This is a genomic window from Rheinheimera oceanensis, from assembly GCF_018831085.1.
Classification (GTDB): domain Bacteria; phylum Pseudomonadota; class Gammaproteobacteria; order Enterobacterales; family Alteromonadaceae; genus Alishewanella; species Alishewanella oceanensis.
Map to the genome: position 1 here is coordinate 212,754 of NZ_JAGPNM010000007.1, position 18,509 is coordinate 231,262.

Here is an 18,509-nt window from a genome sequence, read left to right on the forward strand (position 1 = left end):
GGATTATTTCGCCGGCGTTAAACGTAATAACTGGCCGTCAGAGCTGTCAGTCAGTAAGTAAACGGCACCATCCGGCCCTTGTTCAACGTCACGAATGCGGTGGCCAATCATAATGCGCTCTTCATGGCTTACTTTATCGCCATCAAGCTCCAGGCGCACCAGCTGACCAAACTTTAATGAGCCTACCAGCATGTTGTTTTTCCACTCACTGAACAGATCGGCGGTGTAAAATATTAAACCACTTGGTGCTATGGAAGGAACCCAGTAGTGTAACGGTTGCTCAAGGCCATCCTGCTCTGTTTTGCCAATTACGCCGCCGCCGTACTCTTCGCCGTATGTGATTAGCGGCCAGCCGTAATTTTTAGTCGGCTGGGCGATATTAATTTCATCACCACCCTGAGGGCCGTGCTCGTGTGTCCACAGTGCGCCGGTTTGCGGGTGCAGTGCCGCGCCCTGAATATTACGGTGGCCATAAGACCAGACTTCCGGCTTGGCTTTGCTGTCTTTAATATAAGGGTTGTCTTGTGCCGGTGTACCATCGGTATTAATGCGGATCACTTTACCTATATGGTTGTCCAGCTTTTGTGCCTGATCCCGCTGGCTGCCGCGATCACCGGTGGTAATAAACAATTCGCCGTTTTTATCAAATACCAGGCGGCTGCCAAAGTGATGGTTGCTTTTATATTTTGGCTGCTGGCTAAAAATCACTTTTACGTCTGTCAGTTTGTCGGCGCCTAATTTGGCGCTGGCCACTGCTGTGCTGTTACCATCTGCACCGGGTTCACTGAAACTAAAGTACACCGTGTTGTCGGTAGCAAAATCCGGTGACAATACAACATCCAGCAAACCGCCCTGACCACGGGCTTCAATGTCAGGTAAACCCGCCAGCGGTGCGCTTTTGTTACCTTCTGCGTCAACAATCAGCATACCGCCATTACGCTCAGTAACCAGTATTTTGCCGTCAGGCAAGAAAGCCATACCCCAGGGGTGTTTCAGCCCTGAGGTCACACTGCTTATGGTCAGAGGCGTTTTTTCCGTTGTCAGATCAGCTGCCTGTGTAGCCGGAGCTATTGTCAGAGCAATAAGCGCTGCCATTAAATGTTTTTGCATGTGGTACTCCTGTAAAGATTGGATAATCAGCGATTAAAACAAATTAAACGGTAAAAACCATAGCAGGTTACGCCATGCACTACGTTAAAATTAAGACCAAATACAGTGCAGGCACGGCGTATTGTTAACAAGGTTAGCCTAAATAATTTAACACCACCTGATGGTGATCTTTTGTTTTAAAGCTATCAAAGACTTTTTCTACTTTGCCATTCTGGGCAATTAAGAAACTAATGCGGTGTAAACCGTCATACACTTTGCCCATAAACTTTTTCTCGCCCCATACACCAAAGGCGTCAGCAACTTTATGATCTTCATCGGCAAGCAGTGTGAAATTTAACTTATCGCGCTCTGCAAACTTCGCCAGCCTGGCAGGGGCATCTGTACTGATCCCCACCACGGTTACGCCTTTAGCTGCCAGCTCGGCTTTACTGTCGCGCAAAGCACAGGCTTGTACCGTGCAACCCGGTGTCATTGCTTTGGGGTAAAAATACACTAATACCCGTTGTTGTTTTAGCAATGCAGATAACTGTACCGGATTGTTGTGTTGATCTTGCAAAGTAAAGTCAGGCGCGTTGGCGCCGGCGCTTAAATAGGTCATTAGGTACTCCAATTCAGGTTTGGGCATGAAAGCTGCCGGTTAAATTCATTGTTTGCATTAACGCTGTAATGTCTGCTTTTATCTGCTCTGGCTGTTCGCCTTCAGGTAACTCCAGTGTCATCAGTGTGTGCATTATGGTTTGGTTAGTATCGGCGTCAGGCCGGCTTTCTGATTGCAGGGCACCAATGTATACCTGCCGGCTTGCCAGCAAGCCGGTAATAGCGCCAAGGGTACCAACCCGGTCCGGCCCGGTATATTCCAGCACGTAGTGCGCTGCTACCGGTTTGCGCTGATGGGCACTGGTACGTTTGGTCATGGTGGTCAGATCAAGTTCCAGCCCCAGGCTGGGCAATAAATATTCTATCCGGCTAATAGCTGCAGAATCGCCGGATAACAGCATAATAAAGGTAAATTCGCCGCCGAAAATAGCCATGCGGCTATCAATAATATTGCAATTACAGTCGGTAACCAGACGTGCCAGTTTACTGACTATACCAGTACGATCGGTTCCGATGGCGGTGACAACAAGTTGTTGCGACATAATAAAATCCCGGCAGAAACGTAAAACAGACTAAGTAAAACAGTGCGCGGCAGTGTAGCACACGGCTGAAATATTTCATCCCCGGGCACCAAGTTGCAATAAGCATGGATCCATTCTTGTGTTTGCTGCCTGCTGTCTTTAACATAGGCGCCCTTAACGTAAAAAGGGTTGTGCTTTACATGTTTACAGGAAGCTGGGTTGCACTGATAACGCCGATGACGGCTCAGGGCGAAATTGATTACACAGGCTTAACTGCACTGGTTAATTTTCATTTGAAAAATGGCACTCAGGGCCTGGTAATAATGGGCACTACCGGAGAGGCTGCCACTATTACTTTTAATGACCAGCTAAAAGTTATTGCTGCGGTATGCAAACAGGTTAATGGCGCTATTGCTGTTATTGCCGGCAATGGCGCTAATGCCACTGCAGAAGCAGTAGAGCGCACTAAAGCGTTATCTAAATTGCCCATCGACGGTTTTTTAACGGTAACGCCGTTTTATAACAAACCCATGCAAAAAGGCATGGTATTGCATTTTAATGCGGTGGCACAGGCGACAGACAAACCGGTATTACTGTACAACGTACCTGGCCGTACCGGAGTAGATTTATTACCTGAAACCGTAGCTGAGCTGGCAAAAACAAAAAATATTGTTGGTATTAAAGAAGCCACTGGTTCAATGCAGCGTTTGGCTGAGTTACAGCAGCGCTGCCCGGCTGATTTTGCGTTATTAAGTGGCGATGATGCCTCGGCCGCTGAATTTATGCTGCGGGGAGGCCATGGTGTTATTTCTGTTACCACCAATATAGCACCACGTTTAATGGCAGCCTTATGTCAGGCCGCTATGCAGGGCAACCGTGCAGAAGCTGAAGCCATTGATCAGAAGCTGCAGGCACTGCACCACGATTTATTTATTGAAGCTAACCCCATTCCAGCCAAGTGGGCATTGCACAGAATGGGTTTGATAGGTTCTGACATGATGCGGTTACCACTAACGCAACTGGAACCAATTCATGCGGCAGTAATCGAACAGGCATTAAAGCAGGCTGATATTGAGCTGCCATAATGCATAGCGTTATTTATTAGGAGTAGTTAAGTGCAATATTGGGCCAAAAGTAGTATTGCTGTCAGCGTGTTGCTGGCAGGTTGTTCCATGTTTGACAGCAGCCAGGTTGATACCGGCAAAGAGCAGCGCAGTGTTGAAAGCATTAAAGTGCCAGCTGGCTTACAACAACCCGCCAGGCCAGGCCAGTTCGATATCCCAGCCACAGATGCTGCAGTGGTTGATGTTGAAATAAAAGCACCATCACTGGTGTTGGCAACGGCGTCCAGCAGCCGGGTAGAAGAAGGTGAGCGTTTGGCACGTGTCTGGTTTGATCGTAATGATTTTACCGGCGACCTGATCCCCTTTTTACAGCAGGCTTTAACGGCACAATTTGCGGAGAAAGGTGTAACCCTGCAGCAAACGGACGAAAAAGGGTTGGAATATACTACCGGCTGGATAACGCGCTCAGATGAAACCGGTTTTTGGTTCTGGAAGTCAGCCAATGTAACCGAGCAAGCCCGCTTTAAATTGTTATTTGAGCCACGTCCGCACGGCCGTTCTGCCAGTTTAACGGTAACTATGCTCGAGCATGAACATTTTGTTGCCGAAAACAAACTGGCTGGCCGCGAAGCACATCGCCAGGAGGTCGCGTTACTAAACCAGATTATTGACCGGGTGGGCAAAGAGGAAATTGCGGTTGCGATGGCAAACAGGGCCAAAGCGCCTGATGTTTCTGTTGAGCCAGGCTTAGATAAAGACGGTAACGCAGCGTTATTAAGTAGCCAGTCAGTTGATGTGGTGTGGTCGCAACTTGAAGCGGTATTTGCAGCGTTAAATTTGTCAGTAACCGATATGAACCGCTCGGTGTTTACTTATTATCTGACTTACGAAAAACCGACGCAGGGTTTTTGGAGCCGTATTTGGGGTAAAGATGCACCCATTCAGTTACCATTACAGGACGGTGAATATCAGCTAATGCTGAAACGTAATGACAACGGTACGGCTATTGTTATGCAGAACAGCAGTGGCGAAGCGCTAAGCCCTGAAACCGTGCTTACACTGCATGAGCCGTTCGTACAGGCTGTACGGCAGGCAAGGGTTGAGCTTTAATTACACAGCAAACAGAAAACGCAGTTGAATAAAGAGCAAAGATCTTTATACTCTGCGGCTGAATTTTTCGCTGCGCGGCTGGAGTTTTAGAATGGTTCAGAAGACAACCGAGTTATACCGTGGTAAGGCTAAGACGGTATATAACACAACAGATGATAACTTGCTGGTGTTACACTTTCGTAATGATACTTCAGCTTTTGATGGCGAGCGTATTGAACAGCTTGACCGCAAAGGGATGATCAACAACAAGTTTAACTATTTTATTATGCAAAAATTGCAGGCTGCCGGTATTCCTACCCAGGTAGAGCAACTGCTGTCTGACGATGAAGTGCTGGTAAAAAAGTTAAAGATGATCCCGGTTGAATGCGTAGTGCGTAATTTTGCTGCCGGCTCTTTGGTGCGCCGTCTGGGCGTAACTGAAGGTATGGCGTTAACGCCGCCAACCTTTGAACTGTTCCTGAAAAACGATGCGCTGCATGATCCCATGGTAAATGAATCATTGGCCGTGTCTTTTAACTGGGCAACAGAAGCACAACTGGCAAAAATGAAACAACTTACTTTTAAAGCCAATGAAGTATTAGCTGCGTTGTTTGATGCAGCCGGTATGATGCTGGTTGACTTTAAACTGGAGTTTGGTGTTTTTAACGGCGAAATTGTGCTTGGCGATGAGTTTTCACCGGATGGCTGCCGTTTATGGGATAAAGCTACCCGCAAAAAGCTGGACAAAGACCGTTTCCGCCAGGGGCTGGGTGGTGTGGTAGAAGCCTATGAAGAAGTGGCTAACCGTCTTGGTGTTAAACTGGATTAAAGACTAAGTTCGCGATAAAGCCACCATAAGGTGGCTTTATTTTTTATAAAGGTATTTTTCCGGTATTGGCCTGAGGTTACATCTGATGAAACACTATTTTTCGCTTATTGGATTTTTACTGGGCATTTTTTCGGCACAGGCCGTTTTTGCTACTCAAATCGCCGGCTTATATCAGGCGGATCTTGACTCTGCCACATCAGGTAATGAATGGCAGCGCCAGGCGCTCGCGCAGGTGTTGGTGCGTGTCAGTGGTAAAGCTGAAGTAACAGAGTTACCCCAGATAAAGGCTGAACTGGCCAAAGCTGCCGGCTATGTTAAACAATTTGAAAACGTGCGCCAGGCCGGCGGTAACCGGATGCGGGTATTGCTGGATGCCGATAAAGTAAATCAGTTGCTACAGCAGCAGGGGGTGCCGGTGTGGGGCGCATTACGCCCGGATACGTTAGTCTGGCTGGTTGAACAAAATGGTGCAGAGCGTCAGTTTGTGCGCCAGAGTAGCCATCAACTGAACGTTGCAATGCAGCAGGCATTTCGGCAGGCGGCTTTGCCATTAATGCTGCCATTATACGATATGGATGATCTGCTTAATTTAGCGGAAACTGATGTCTGGGCAGGCTTTTGGCAACCTGTGGTTGCAGCCAGCAGCCGTTACGCTGCAGATATTGTGATCATAGGCACTGTTGAGCGCCAGACAGTGGACGGTAAAGAACAGCTGCGACTAAACTGGCAGCGCCAGGATGACGGCCGGACTTTACGCGAGGAAATTACTGCTGCTGATGAAGCCACACTGATGCAACACTTTACAAGGGTGTTGGCAGCTCAGCTGTCTGAGCGTTATGCCAGTGTACTATCGGGTGAAAACGCGGCGCAGTTTGTGCTGCAAGTACAACAGCTCAGCGATCTGGCAGATATCGTACAGGTGCAGCGCTTGTTACAACAGGTTGTCGGCGTGTCGCAGGTGACTGTCAGCAGCTATCACGCCGGCGTGGCGCGCTTTGCTGTACAGGCAGGTATTTCTGCTGACGGCTTGCTTAATGCCTTGCGGTTTAATAAGCAGTTACAGCCGCAATCCGCTGACGGTGCTATCGCAGTGAATGATCCCGGGCAGCCAACGCTGGCGACGTACCGCTATCTGAGGCCCTGATGCAGCCGCTACAATATACGCTGGCAGTAACCTTGCCGGAAGATGAAACGCTCGACAGTTTTTATGCTGCCGGGCAAACCGCTGCGGTAGCGTTTTTAAAAAATTATCTGCAAAAACCGGCCAATCAAAGTCCGGTTTATTTGTTTGGTGCCAGTGGCAGTGGTAAATCACATTTGTTATATGCTGCCTGCGTACAGGCACAAGAGCAGGGCCTGACCAGCCAATTATTGACGCTGGATGACTGGCAACTGTTAAGCCCACGTTTGCTCGATGATTTAGAGCAACTTGATCTGGTGTGTCTGGATAATATTCAGGCTATTGCCGGTGAGTTAAGCTGGCAAACGGCAGTGTTCGATTTATACAACCGCATGGCAGAGCAGGGTAAAGCCCTGATTATTGTTGGCAATGAAGCACCGCAACAACTTGGCCTGCAACTGGCCGATTTGGTTTCCAGGCTGCAGGCTTGTACCGGGTTTCAGCTGCGTTTGCTGACCGACGACGACAAGCATAAGTTGTTACAGCAAAAAGCCCGTCTGCGCGGCATGGAGCTGCCGGATGAGGTAGCGCGTTATTTATTAAACCATCAGGATCGTGACATCCGCGCTTTGGTGTCTACTCTGGATAAACTGGATAAAGCCACCATAGTGCATCAGCGTAAGCTGACCATTCCCTTTGTTAAAGAAATCCTCAGCTAATCAGTAATATTATTTCAGCCTGCTTTTTAGAAAAAATGCCTTAACAGCCTGCGTTTAGCTGCAATTCTGGTGTATCATTGGCGGCTTTGACACGATTTAACCCTTAGCTGCTTTGAGGACACGCATGAACCTAACAGCAATATTGGAAAACGCCTTGCAGGCCGTTGCCGGCGCCGCAGATATTCCGGCTCTGGAGACTATCCGGGTCGAGTTTCTTGGTAAAAAAGGCAGTATTACTGAATTATTAAAATCCCTCGGTGCGATGGATCCTGAACAGCGCAAACAAGCCGGTGCTGAGATCAATGAGTTAAAACAGCAGGTGCAGGATGCACTAAATGCACGCCGCGATCTGCTGCAAAATGCGCAGTTGGCCGCTAAACTGGCGCAAGAGCAAATTGATGTAACCTTACCGGGCCGCATGCTGGAAACCGGTGGCTTACACCCGGTTACCCGCACTATTGAGCGTATTTCGGCGTTTTTCGCTGAACTTGGCTTTGAAGTAAAACAAGGCCCGGAAATTGAAGATGACTTTCATAACTTTGATGCACTGAATATTCCGGAACACCATCCGGCACGGGCTGATCACGATACCTTTTATTTCAATCCGAAACTGATGTTGCGTACCCAAACCTCCGGCGTGCAAATCCGCACGATGGAGCAACAGCAGCCACCACTGCGGATTATTTCGCCAGGCAGGGTATACCGTAACGATTACGACCAAACTCACACGCCGATGTTTCATCAGGTTGAAGGTTTAATGGTCGATACCAAAGTCAGCTTTACCGAGCTAAAAGGCATACTGCACGACTTTTTGCATAACTTTTTTGAAGAAGACTTACAAATCCGGTTCCGGCCATCGTTTTTCCCGTTCACCGAGCCTTCAGCTGAAGTAGATGTAATGGGCAAAAACGGCAAATGGTTAGAAGTACTGGGCTGCGGTATGGTGCATCCTAATGTACTGCGCTCTGTGGGTATAGACCCTGAAGTGTACAGCGGTTTTGCTTTTGGTATGGGCGTAGAGCGCCTGACTATGTTGCGCTACGGTGTTACTGACTTGCGCGCCTTCTTCGAAAACGATTTACGTTTTTTAAAACAGTTCAGATAAGCGGAGTTAATTTAGATGAAATTCAGTGAAGCCTGGTTACGCGAATGGGTAAATCCAGCCATTGACACCAACACCTTATCTGAACAGCTGTCTATGGCTGGCCTGGAAGTTGACGGCATTGAAACCGTAGCCGGCCAATTTCACGGCGTGATGGTGGGTGAAGTGGTTGAGTGCGGCCCGCATCCGGATGCCGACAAATTACAGGTAACCAAAGTGAATATTGGCAGCAGTGAGCTGCTGGATATTGTGTGTGGTGCAAAAAATTGCCGTAAAGGCTTAAAAGTGGCAGTGGCTACGGTAGGCGCCGTATTACCGGGCGACTTTACCATTAAAGCTGCTAAGTTACGCGGCCAGCCTTCAAATGGCATGTTGTGCTCATTATCTGAACTTGGTATGGCAGATGACTCAGATGGCATTATTGAACTGCCGCAGGATGCTCCGGTAGGCCAGGATATACGCCAGTATCTGCAACTGGACGACCGTATTATTGAAGTAGATTTAACACCAAATCGGGCTGATTGCTTAGGTATTAAAGGCCTGGCACGTGAAGTTGGCGTGTTAAATAAGCAAGCTGTAAGCGAGCCACAGATCACTCCGGTCGTTGCTGCAATCAGCGACAAAAAAGGCATTACGTTAAGTGCACCTGATGCCTGCCCGCGCTATCTGGGCCGTATTGTACGTAATGTAAATGTACAGGCACCAAGCCCGTTGTGGCTGACTGAAAAACTGCGTCGCTGTGGCGTGCGCAGCATTGATGCGGTGGTTGATATTACCAACTTCGTGTTACTGGAGCTGGGGCATCCGATGCATGCCTTTGATCTGGCCTGTATCGACGGTGATATCAATGTGCGTTTGGCTGAAGAAGGTGAAAAGCTGGTATTGCTGGATGAAAGCGAAGTAACACTAAAAGCTAACACTCTGCTGATTGCCGATAACAGCAAAGCACTGGCCATGGCAGGCGTATTTGGTGGTTTGCACAGCGGTGTTACTACACAAACTAAAGATGTATTTTTAGAAAGCGCGTTTTTTGCCCCGCTGGCCATTGCCGGCAAAGCACGCCAGTATGGTTTACATACTGATGCATCGCACCGCTACGAGCGCGGTGTTGACCCGCAGCTACAGCATGTTGCAATGGAGCGCGCAACCGCTTTATTACTGCAAATTTGTGGTGGTGAAGCAGGGCCTGTTGTTGAGGCAGTGTCTGAAGCTCATTTACCCAAAGCGGCTGATATCAGCCTGACTGAAGCCAAGCTGGCGCGTATTTTGGGTATCAGTATTGCTAAAGCTGAGGTAACGGCAATTTTTAGCCGGTTGGGGCTGAATGTCAGTGAAACAGCCGAAGGCTGGCAGGTTAGCGTGCCGGGTTACCGTTTTGATATCAGCATTGCTGAAGATCTAATTGAAGAAGTTGCCCGGGTATACGGTTATAACAGTATTCCGAATGTTGCACCGCAGGCCGCACTGAAAATGCGCAACTTTAACGAGGCAGAACTGAATGTTCAGCGTCTGCGCACGGTGCTGGTAGACCGAGGGTATCAGGAAGCCATTACCTATAGCTTTGTTGACCCTAAAGTGCAGCAGCTGCTGTTCCCACAGCAAACGGCACTGGTGCTGCCTAACCCTATTTCAGCCGACATGTCGGCTATGCGGTTAAATCTGTGGCCTGGCTTGTTGCAAACAGTGCAATATAACCAGAACCGCCAGCAAAGCCGTATTCGTTTATTTGAGTATGGTCTTAAGTTTATACCTGATGCTACAGCAGAAGGTGGTGTACGCCAGGAGGCGGTGATCGGCGGTGTTATTGTTGGCTCAATGCACAACGAGCACTGGAATATGGAAAACCGTGTTGCAGATTTCTATGATGTGAAAGGCGATGTCGAAGCGCTGTTAGCACAAACATCAGCAAGCGGGCAGTTCCGTTTTGTTACTGCAGAGCACAGTGCTTTGCATCCTGGTCAAACTGCCGCAATTTATCGCGGCGATGTATTAGCCGGCTATGTGGGCGCACTGCACCCGGAAGCCGAGCGTAAACTTGGCATTAAAGGTAAAACCTATCTGTTTGAACTTAATGTGGTTGCGCTTGGTCTGCGTGATATAGTGCAGGCACGTGAGCTGTCTAAATACCCTGCCAACCGGCGTGATTTAGCTGTGGTAGTAAAATCAGAGGTGCGTTTTGCTGATATAGCTGCTACTATAAAAAAAGTTGGCGGAAATCAATTAGTTGACCTAAAATTGTTTGACGTGTATACAGGACAGGGTGTGGCAGAGGGTTTTAAATCGCTTGCCATTGCACTGACCCTGCAGGATATAGCGCGTACCCTGGAAGATAAAGATATCCAACAGTTGGTAAATCAAGTAGTTAACGCGCTTAGTGAAGAGTTCAACGCAACGTTGAGGGATTAAGAATGGCGCTTACCAAAGCCGATTTAGCAGAACGTCTGTTTACAAAATTTGGTGTTAGCAAACGCGATGCCAAATTAATAGTGGAAGCTTTTTTTGAAGAGATCCGCGCAGCACTAGAGGCCGGTGATCAGGTAAAGTTATCTGGCTTTGGCAACTTTGACCTTAGGGTTAAAAATCAGCGCCCAGGCCGTAATCCAAAAACGGGTGAGGATATTCCTATTTCTGCCCGCTGTGTTGTGACTTTCCGGCCGGGACAAAAGTTAAAATCCCGTGTTGAGGTTGGTACCAGCAAAAAATAAGCTAGTGTTATTCAGAATAACAAAGCGGCAAGTTGCGCAGGCAACTTGCCGTTTTTTTATGCATTTAGCACTGCTCTGCAAAAAAATTCCGATCCAAACTGTTTCAACTGCTGTAAATAAAATGAGCTTATATACAACGGTAACATTATGACAATAAAAGTAGGGATCAGCGCCTGCGTACTAGGCGAGAAAGTGCGTTACGATGGCGGGCATAAAGCGTCGGCCTTTTGTTTGCAGCAACTGGCTCCCTGGGTTGAATATGTAGCGGTATGTCCGGAAATGGCCATTGGTATGAGCTCACCGCGACCGGCAATCAGGCTGCAGTTAGATGCCGGGCATGGTGTTCATCTGGTGCAAAGCAATAACAGCGCCATTGACCACACGGCAGCCATGCTGGATTTTACTGCGAAAAAGCTGCCGCAGTTAGCTGATCTTAGCGGTTATATTGTCTGCGCTAAATCACCCAGCTGTGGTATGGAGCGGGTAAGGTTATTTGATGCCTCAGGCCAGCCGCTTGGTAAATTGGGGGTAGGTCTTTATACCCGCCAATTGATGCAGCACTACCCCTGGTTGCCGGTAGAAGAAGATGGCCGTTTATTTGATCCGGAGCTAAAAGAAAATTTTATCTGCCGGGTGTTTAGTTGCTACGACTATCAGCAGAGTATGCAGGATGGTTTTTCCGTCGGTAAGCTGGTGGCATTTCACAGCCGTTATAAATTTCTGGTTATGGCGCACAGCCCGGTAGCATACCGTGAGCTCGGCCGGTTGGTAGCCAGGGCTAAACTGTTTTCAGCGCAGGAATTACAGCAGCGTTATCTGCATGATTTAATGCAGGCGCTGAAGAATATCGCTACCCGTAAACAACACACCAATGTGCTGCAGCATTTACAGGGCTTTTTAAAACATGGTTTAACTTCTGCGGCAAAGCAGGAGCTGTCTGAGCTGATCCATCGCTACCGTCAGGGCTTTGTGCCGCTTATGGCTCCACTTACGCTGTTACAGCACCATTTAAAGCAATACCCTAATGCTTATATCGGCGCCCAGCGGTATTTTTCACCTTATCCGGAAAATCTTGGGCTGAGGGCCTGATATGCAGCAGCTGAATGTGGTGTGGTTACGCAACGATTTACGTAGTTTTGATAATGCAGTATTAAGCAGTGCAACAGAAGATGCAGCCAGAACCGGAGCGGCTGTACTGGCTCTTTATATCGCTGCGCCAGACACCTGGCAGTTACATGATATGGCAGCCATTAAGCAGGATTTGCTTCGCCGGCGGGTTAAGCAACTACAACAAGAACTGGCAACGCTTAATATCCCTTTGTTAGCCATAGAAGGCAGCAGTTACCAGCAAATTCCCGCAATTTTTACCCGGCTTGGCCAGCACTTTTTATTAAAAGTATTTGTGCAAAGTGAGTACGAGTTGCGCGAGCAGTTGCGTGATAACGCAGTGGAGCATGTTGTGCGGGAACTAAATGGCCAGTTTATCCGTTTTGATACGCAGTGCATTATGCCTCCGGGCTCTGTGCGTACCCAGCAGGGGGATATCTATAAAGTGTTTACCCCGTTTAAACGCAGTTGGCTGGCGCAGTTAAAGCAGCAAGGTATAAGCTGCTATGCCCGTCCCAATGCATTGGTGCAGACGGAACTGCAATTGCCTGATTTTCCGGCGTTAAAACCAGGCGATAACAGCTCTGCGGCCTGGCCGGTAGCAGAGCATGAGGTATTGCAGTTAATGCGGGCTTTTTGCCGTGAAAAAGTACACGACTACCAAAATGCCCGTGATTTTCCGGCCATAGAAGGTACATCAAAGCTGTCGGCTTATCTGGCTATCGGCGTTGTTTCTGCAGCGCAGTGTATAGCACGTTTGCAACTGGAAGCTGCCGACAGCTGGCAGCAAGATAAAAGCGGTGCTGAAGTCTGGCTGTCTGAACTTATCTGGCGTGAGTTTTATAAACATATTTTGCTGGCTTACCCCGATTTAATAAAACATCAGCCATTTCAGGCTGAAACTGCCACTATTCGTTGGAGTAACCATCCTTCGCTGTTTAAAGCCTGGTGTGAGGGTATGACCGGGTATCCGATTGTTGATGCAGCGATGCGGCAGTTAAACCAAACCGGCTGGATGCATAACCGGCTGCGCATGATCACGGCCAGTTTTCTGGTTAAAGATTTGCACATCGACTGGCGTTGGGGTGAGCGTTACTTTATGTCAAAGCTGATTGATGGTGACTTTGCTGCCAATAATGGCGGCTGGCAGTGGGCCGCTTCTACCGGCACCGACGCAGCACCTTATTTCCGTATTTTTAATCCGGTCAGCCAGAGTGAAAAGTTTGATCCAAACGGTGATTTTATCCGTTTCTATGTGCCAGAGCTAAGTAGACTACAAGGTAAAGCGATACATTGGCCACATGGAGCAGGCATTGCTATCGGGTATCCTGCGCCGGTTGTTGATCACGCTGAAGCCCGTAAACATACATTAGCGCTTTTTGCAGAGGTAAAGAAAACAGCATGAGTACTGCAGCAGCCCCACGCATTGAACAATTTCTGGCATTTTATAATGGCTTGTCCGGCCAGAATATGCAGACACTGCCACAGCTGTATCATGCTGATGTCAGCTTTATTGATCCGGTACACGAGCTACATGGCCGCAACGCACTGACAGAATATTTTGCTCATGCGTATGCCCGTTTACAGTGCTGTGAGTTTACTGCTTTGCAGCAAATGGAGCAGGAAGACCAAGGGTTTATCAGCTGGTTGATGCAGTTTAGCCATCCGGCAATAGGTAAAGGTAAAACTATAGTAGTAAACGGTTGCAGCGTATTACGCTGGCAGGATGGTTTGATTATTTATCACCGTGATTACTATGACTTAAGTGAAATGGTGTACCAGCACTTACCGGTTATTGGCTGGTTAACCGATAAAGTAAAACAACGCATGGCCAACGGTCAGTAAAGCAGCCAGAACATAGAGTGGTATAAAGGAGCAGTATGCGTATAGCGGTAGTGGGTGGTGGTATTTCGGGCATGATGGCGTGGTATTTGTTGCAGCAAAAGCATGATGTAACGCTGCTTGAAGCGAACGATTACCTTGGTGGCCATACAGCAACAACAGATGTTGAAGTTGCCGGCAAGTCGTACGCCATTGATACCGGCTTTATTGTGTTTAATAACTGGACTTATCCTATATTTAACCGCTTTATTGCAGAGCTTGGTGTTGCATTTAACCACACTACAATGAGCTTTTCAGTCAAAAACAGTGCACAAAACCTGGAGTATAACGGAAATACCCTTGCCAGTTTATTTGCTCAGCGCCGCAATATACTGCGGCCATCGTTCTGGTTAATGCTTAGCGACATTGTGCGTTTTAATAAACTGGGTAAACGCCTGCTGGCAGCTAATGACGCCGATCTGGATCTGGCCCTGGGGGATTTTTTACTAAAGCATAATTTTGGTAATGGCATTCGTGATAACTACCTAATGCCAATGGGTGCCGCAATCTGGTCGGCTGGCCTGGCAGATATGCCGGCATTTCCGGTACGTTTTTTTCTGCGCTTTTTTAATAATCATGGTCTGCTGAATATTACCGACAGGCCGCAGTGGTCAGTTATTAAAGGGGGTTCCAGAAGCTACGTGCAGGCTTTGTTAGCAAAACTGGGGCAGGATAAAGTAAAACTGCAGCAGCAGATTAGTGATATTTCGCGCAATGAACATGGTGTCACATTAAGCTTTGCTGACGGACGCACCGAACAATATGACAAGTTGATTCTGGCCTGCCACAGCGACCAGGCGCTACGATTGCTTGGAGATAATGCCACAGAGCAAGAGCGTGTAATATTAGGTGGTATTGCGTATCAGCAGAACGAGGTTGTGTTGCATACCGATACCCGTTTATTACCCAAACGCAAGCGGGCCTGGGCTGCCTGGAATTATAACCTGGATGCTAATACCAATGATCGCGCCACGCTTACGTATAACATGAACCTGCTGCAGGGTATCAGCGCCCCGGTCACATTTTGTGTCACGCTGAATAATACTCAGGCTATTGATCCGGCTAAAATTATCCGTGTTTTCCAGTACGACCATCCGGTATACAACCATTACACTCTGGCTGCACAGCAGCAACGGCATAAAATCAATGGTCATCATCATACCTATTACTGCGGTGCATACTGGCATAACGGTTTTCATGAGGACGGCGCCAGAAGCGCAGTAGAAGTTGCTGCGTTATTAGGAGTGGATTATTAATGTACTCTGGTCATGCGGTATATCAGGGCGAGGTAGGGCATTTACGGCTGGCCCCGCGCGAACATGGTTTTAGTTACCCGCTGGCGCAATATTGGCTTGATTGCAGCAAGCTGGAGCAAACCGCACTGCAAGCCTGTGGCATTAAGTATGAACGCTTTGGCGCGCTGAGCTTTAGGCGCAAAGATTATCTGCCTGGCAGCGGCAGTGTATATAGCGCTGTGTGCCAAAAGGTTGCTGAGCTTGGCGGTACTCTTCCGGTGGCAAGGGTATTTATACTCACGCCGCTGGCCAACTGGGGCCTGTATTTCAGCCCGTTGACACTGTACTACTGCTATGACGAACAGGGGCGTTTTTGTTATTTACTGGCCGAAGTAAGCAACACACCCTGGAACGAGCGGCATTATTATTTACAGACCATACCGCTGCAAGCAACAGACACCGGTTTACATCATTTTGTGCACGATAAAGCCTTTCATGTATCGCCATTTCATCCAATGAATATGCAATACCACTGGCAAATCAGCACTCCGGCTCAGAGTCTGCAGTGCAGTATTCGCAATACTGAGGCAGATAAACACATTTTCAGCGCCTGGATTAACTTAACGCGGTATGAGCTCAGTGCGTTATGGCGGCGAAAATGGCTGATCCGTCAGCCATGGCAAAACGTACAGATAGTACTGCGAATATACTGGCATGCTGTAAAGCTTTATTTTAAAGGGATCCCTGTGCATGCCCACCCCAAAACGAAGGATACCAATGCATGACCATGAGCCTTACTGAAGTTTCAGTTTTTGACAATCTGAGCTGGTTTGACCGCTTATGCCGGAAATTTGCGCTGGATTTTATCAACCAGCTGAAACATGGCGATATTACCGTGGTAGAAGGTAATCAACGTCTGCGTTTTGGTGATGAGCACGCTGAATTAAAGGCTGTTATTACCGTCGTTGATCCCGGCTTTTACCAGAAAATAGTCATGGCAGGTTCTGTAGGCGGAGGCGAAGCTTATATTTATGGCTGGTGGCGTTGCGACAACTTAACAGCACTGGTGCGTATTTTTGCTCTTAACCTGACTGCTCTGGACAAACTGGATTCGGCGATGACCCGTTTAGGGCGCCCGTTGCTAAAGCTACTGAATTGGCGCAACCGTAACTCGAAACAGCAAGCCAGAAAGAACATTGCAGCACACTATGATCTTGGCAACGATATGTACCGGCTGTTTTTAGACAGTAGCATGATGTATTCCAGCGCTGTTTATCCTGATATGACAGCTGATCTGGCCCGGGCACAGCAGCATAAACTGCAGATAATTTGCGAAAAATTGCAGTTAAAACCCGAAGATCATTTGCTTGAAATTGGCACAGGTTGGGGCGGTATGGCGATATTTGCCGCTCAGCACTATGGCTGCAAAGTCACCACTACAACTATTTCACAGCAGCAGTATGACTACGCCAAGGCCCGTATTGAAACGTTGGGGCTACAGCAGCAAATTACATTATTGCTGCATGATTACCGCGATCTGACAGGCCAATATGACAAATTAGTGTCGATAGAAATGATAGAAGCTGTCGGTGAAGACTATCTGGATACTTATTTTGAAAAATGCGCCAGTCTGCTAAAACCTGATGGTTTAATGGTATTGCAGGCTATTACTATCGTTGACCAACGTTATAGCCAGTATGTGCGTGAGGTTGATTTTATTAAACGCTATGTATTTCCCGGTGGCTGTTTACCGTCAGTCAGTCGGATGACCGATGCCATTAGCCGTAAAACAGACTTTGCTTTGCGTCATTTGCAGGATATAGGTTTTGATTACGCCAGAACGCTAAGAGACTGGTGCGATAATTTTATGCATGCCCGCGACAAGGTGCATCAGTTGGGGTATGACGATAACTTTGTCCGGCTATGGCACTTTTATCTTTGCTACTGTGAGGGCGGGTTTAGAGAGCGGGCAACCAGTGCGGTACATTTGGTGTTGTCTAAACCACAAAACCGCAGTGCTTAACTGTTGATTAGTCGGCAAAAGTTGCAATGACGCCGGTAAAAGCTACTTACCTTTATTAAACCGCATTTAACCACTAAGCAAGGTTAACAAATAACACTATGAAAAACAGAGTGTTATTTCTATTTTTATTTATGGTACATGCTTTGCTTTATTCAAGTGGCTACTGCAATACGCGGCTGGGTAATTCACACGTATTTGCAGTGTTTGGTAACTAACAGTGGAGCAAATTATGAATAGTGATATTGCAGAAGGCAAATGGCGTCAGGTGAAAGGCTCTGTTAAAGAGAAATGGGGTAAGTTAACCGATGACGATCTGACAGAAGTAAACGGCCGCTTTGAAAAGTTCTGTGGCAAAATGCAGGAACATTATGGCATGACCCGCGAAGAAGCTGAAGATGAGTTCAGGCGCTTCACAGAGTGATGCCACCAGTTAAAAAGGGCCGTATGGCCCTTTTTAACTGTTTACCAGAATGATGCCAGCTTCCAGAATAACGATTTTCTTGTCTTTGTATAAAGTACCAATAGCTTGCTTATAAGCCTTTTTGCTAACACCAAAGGTTGCATAAATCAGCTCCGGAGAACTCTTGTCGGTTAACGCCAGTTTGCCACCGTTTTGTTGCAGCTTTTTCAGCACCAGCTCGGTAAGCTCCAGTGCTTGTTTATAAGTAGTGGCGTTTAAGCGCAGATCAATTTTGCCATCGTCGCGTACTTTAACAATAAATGCCTGCATTTTTTCGCCGCGGCGTAGCGGTTTAAACACCTCATTTTTGTACAATACGCCCCAGTGCTGATGATTCACAATGGCTTTATAGCCAATGTCGGTTTGTTCACTGACAATAATGTCGACTTTATCTCCAGGCTTATATTCAGGAGTGGTTTTGTGCAAGTGCCGGTCGAGTTTGCTGGATGCCACGATGCGGTTGCTGTTATCGACATAGCAATACAGTAAGTATTTATTGCCTTCTTTTAGTGGAATTTGCTGTTCACTAAAAGGCACCAGCAGGTCTTTTTTCAGGCCCCAGTTAACAAAAGCGCCTACTTTAGTGGTAGCAATAACCTGCAGCTGTGCCACTTCGCCCACTTTAATTTTCGGTTGTTCAGTCGTTGCAATAAGCTGATCTTCTGAATCCAGATATAAAAAGACATCCAACTGCTGGCCAATCTCCAGGCCCGCTGGTGCTACGTTATTGGGCAGCAGAATTTCACCCCAGCTTAAACCATCCAGATAAAAGCCAAATTTAACCTGTTTTTTTACCGTTAAACGGTTAATTTTTCCAAGAGCCAGCATGCCGTATCCAAAAGTGCGCCCCAAGCGGGCAGATTACAATGGCGGCTATTGTAGCGGTTTTTTTGCGGTACTGCTTCATATTAGCCATAGCATGGTAAACTTAGCGCAATTTTTCCTGA

Annotated in this window: 19 protein-coding genes; 15 read left to right on the top strand and 4 right to left on the bottom strand. The window is 47.6% G+C overall.

The window, feature by feature from the left end:
• Nucleotides 1-3: 3 nt before the first annotated feature.
• From J3B89_RS15930 to J3B89_RS15940, 3 genes are all read right to left on the bottom strand, one after another.
• A complete protein-coding gene (locus tag J3B89_RS15930) occupies nucleotides 4-1,110 on the bottom strand; it encodes a PQQ-dependent sugar dehydrogenase (RefSeq protein ID WP_215398590.1) in 1,107 nt (368 codons plus the stop codon).
• Nucleotides 1,111-1,243: 133 nt separating this feature from the next.
• Nucleotides 1,244-1,708 carry a thioredoxin-dependent thiol peroxidase gene (gene bcp, locus J3B89_RS15935; protein ID WP_215398591.1) on the bottom strand — a complete coding sequence of 155 codons (465 nt, stop codon included), beginning with the start codon at nucleotides 1,706-1,708 and terminating at the stop codon, nucleotides 1,244-1,246.
• A gap of 13 nt (nucleotides 1,709-1,721) precedes the next feature.
• On the bottom strand, nucleotides 1,722-2,249 hold the full coding sequence (locus tag J3B89_RS15940; protein WP_215398592.1) for a glycine cleavage system transcriptional repressor: 528 nt from the start codon (nucleotides 2,247-2,249) through the stop codon (nucleotides 1,722-1,724).
• Nucleotides 2,250-2,428: 179 nt separating this feature from the next.
• On the opposite strand from J3B89_RS15940, the gene dapA reads away from it, so the two are divergent.
• The 15 genes from dapA (at nucleotide 2,429) to J3B89_RS16015 (ending at nucleotide 17,523) form a co-directional block, all read left to right on the top strand.
• Nucleotides 2,429-3,313, top strand: coding sequence for a 4-hydroxy-tetrahydrodipicolinate synthase (gene dapA / locus J3B89_RS15945; protein ID WP_215398593.1), 885 nt, complete (start codon nucleotides 2,429-2,431; stop codon nucleotides 3,311-3,313).
• 30 nt (nucleotides 3,314-3,343) lie between these two features.
• Complete coding sequence (bamC, locus tag J3B89_RS15950) at nucleotides 3,344-4,402, top strand: NlpB/DapX family lipoprotein (RefSeq protein ID WP_215398594.1); 1,059 nt, start codon at nucleotides 3,344-3,346, stop codon at nucleotides 4,400-4,402.
• 91 nt (nucleotides 4,403-4,493) lie between these two features.
• Nucleotides 4,494-5,210 (top strand): phosphoribosylaminoimidazolesuccinocarboxamide synthase, encoded by a 717-nt coding sequence (gene purC / locus J3B89_RS15955; RefSeq protein ID WP_092796529.1) that lies wholly within the window; start codon nucleotides 4,494-4,496, stop codon nucleotides 5,208-5,210.
• 85 nt (nucleotides 5,211-5,295) lie between these two features.
• Nucleotides 5,296-6,354: a DUF2066 domain-containing protein gene (locus J3B89_RS15960; protein WP_215398595.1), complete on the top strand. Its 1,059-nt coding sequence runs from the start codon at nucleotides 5,296-5,298 to the stop codon at nucleotides 6,352-6,354.
• A complete protein-coding gene (gene hda / locus J3B89_RS15965; protein ID WP_215398596.1) occupies nucleotides 6,354-7,049 on the top strand; it encodes a DnaA inactivator Hda in 696 nt (231 codons plus the stop codon). Before J3B89_RS15960 ends, hda begins: the two co-directional genes overlap by 1 nt.
• Nucleotides 7,050-7,173: 124 nt before the next feature.
• Nucleotides 7,174-8,154, top strand: a complete 981-nt coding sequence (gene pheS / locus J3B89_RS15970; protein WP_068235781.1) for a phenylalanine--tRNA ligase subunit alpha — start codon at nucleotides 7,174-7,176, stop codon at nucleotides 8,152-8,154.
• 15 nt (nucleotides 8,155-8,169) lie between these two features.
• A complete protein-coding gene (gene pheT / locus J3B89_RS15975) occupies nucleotides 8,170-10,557 on the top strand; it encodes a phenylalanine--tRNA ligase subunit beta (protein WP_215398597.1) in 2,388 nt (795 codons plus the stop codon).
• A 2-nt stretch (nucleotides 10,558-10,559) separates the two neighbouring features.
• Nucleotides 10,560-10,856, top strand: coding sequence for an integration host factor subunit alpha (ihfA, locus tag J3B89_RS15980; RefSeq protein WP_068235786.1), 297 nt, complete (start codon nucleotides 10,560-10,562; stop codon nucleotides 10,854-10,856).
• Between the two features lie 147 nt (nucleotides 10,857-11,003).
• Nucleotides 11,004-11,945, top strand: a complete 942-nt coding sequence (locus J3B89_RS15985; RefSeq protein ID WP_215398598.1) for a YbgA family protein — start codon at nucleotides 11,004-11,006, stop codon at nucleotides 11,943-11,945.
• 1 nt (nucleotide 11,946) lies between these two features.
• A complete protein-coding gene (gene phrB / locus J3B89_RS15990; RefSeq protein ID WP_215398599.1) occupies nucleotides 11,947-13,368 on the top strand; it encodes a deoxyribodipyrimidine photo-lyase in 1,422 nt (473 codons plus the stop codon).
• Entirely contained in the window at nucleotides 13,365-13,808 is a 444-nt protein-coding gene (locus J3B89_RS15995) for a nuclear transport factor 2 family protein (RefSeq protein WP_215398600.1), read from the top strand. Before phrB ends, J3B89_RS15995 begins: the two co-directional genes overlap by 4 nt.
• A 35-nt stretch (nucleotides 13,809-13,843) precedes the next feature.
• Nucleotides 13,844-15,100, top strand: coding sequence for an NAD(P)/FAD-dependent oxidoreductase (locus J3B89_RS16000; RefSeq protein WP_215398601.1), 1,257 nt, complete (start codon nucleotides 13,844-13,846; stop codon nucleotides 15,098-15,100).
• Nucleotides 15,100-15,864: a DUF1365 domain-containing protein gene (locus tag J3B89_RS16005; RefSeq protein ID WP_215398602.1), complete on the top strand. Its 765-nt coding sequence runs from the start codon at nucleotides 15,100-15,102 to the stop codon at nucleotides 15,862-15,864. Before J3B89_RS16000 ends, J3B89_RS16005 begins: the two co-directional genes overlap by 1 nt.
• Entirely contained in the window at nucleotides 15,861-17,102 is a 1,242-nt protein-coding gene (locus J3B89_RS16010) for an SAM-dependent methyltransferase (protein WP_215398603.1), read from the top strand. Before J3B89_RS16005 ends, J3B89_RS16010 begins: the two co-directional genes overlap by 4 nt.
• 229 nt (nucleotides 17,103-17,331) lie before the next feature.
• Nucleotides 17,332-17,523, top strand: a complete 192-nt coding sequence (locus J3B89_RS16015; protein WP_215398604.1) for a CsbD family protein — start codon at nucleotides 17,332-17,334, stop codon at nucleotides 17,521-17,523.
• Nucleotides 17,524-17,556: 33 nt separating this feature from the next.
• Here J3B89_RS16015 and J3B89_RS16020 read toward each other — a convergent pair whose 3' ends face one another.
• The gene (locus J3B89_RS16020; RefSeq protein ID WP_215398605.1) at nucleotides 17,557-18,390 is read right to left on the bottom strand and encodes a CvfB family protein; all 834 of its coding nucleotides are present in this window, start codon (nucleotides 18,388-18,390) and stop codon (nucleotides 17,557-17,559) included.
• Between the last annotated feature and the right edge of the window lie 119 nt (nucleotides 18,391-18,509).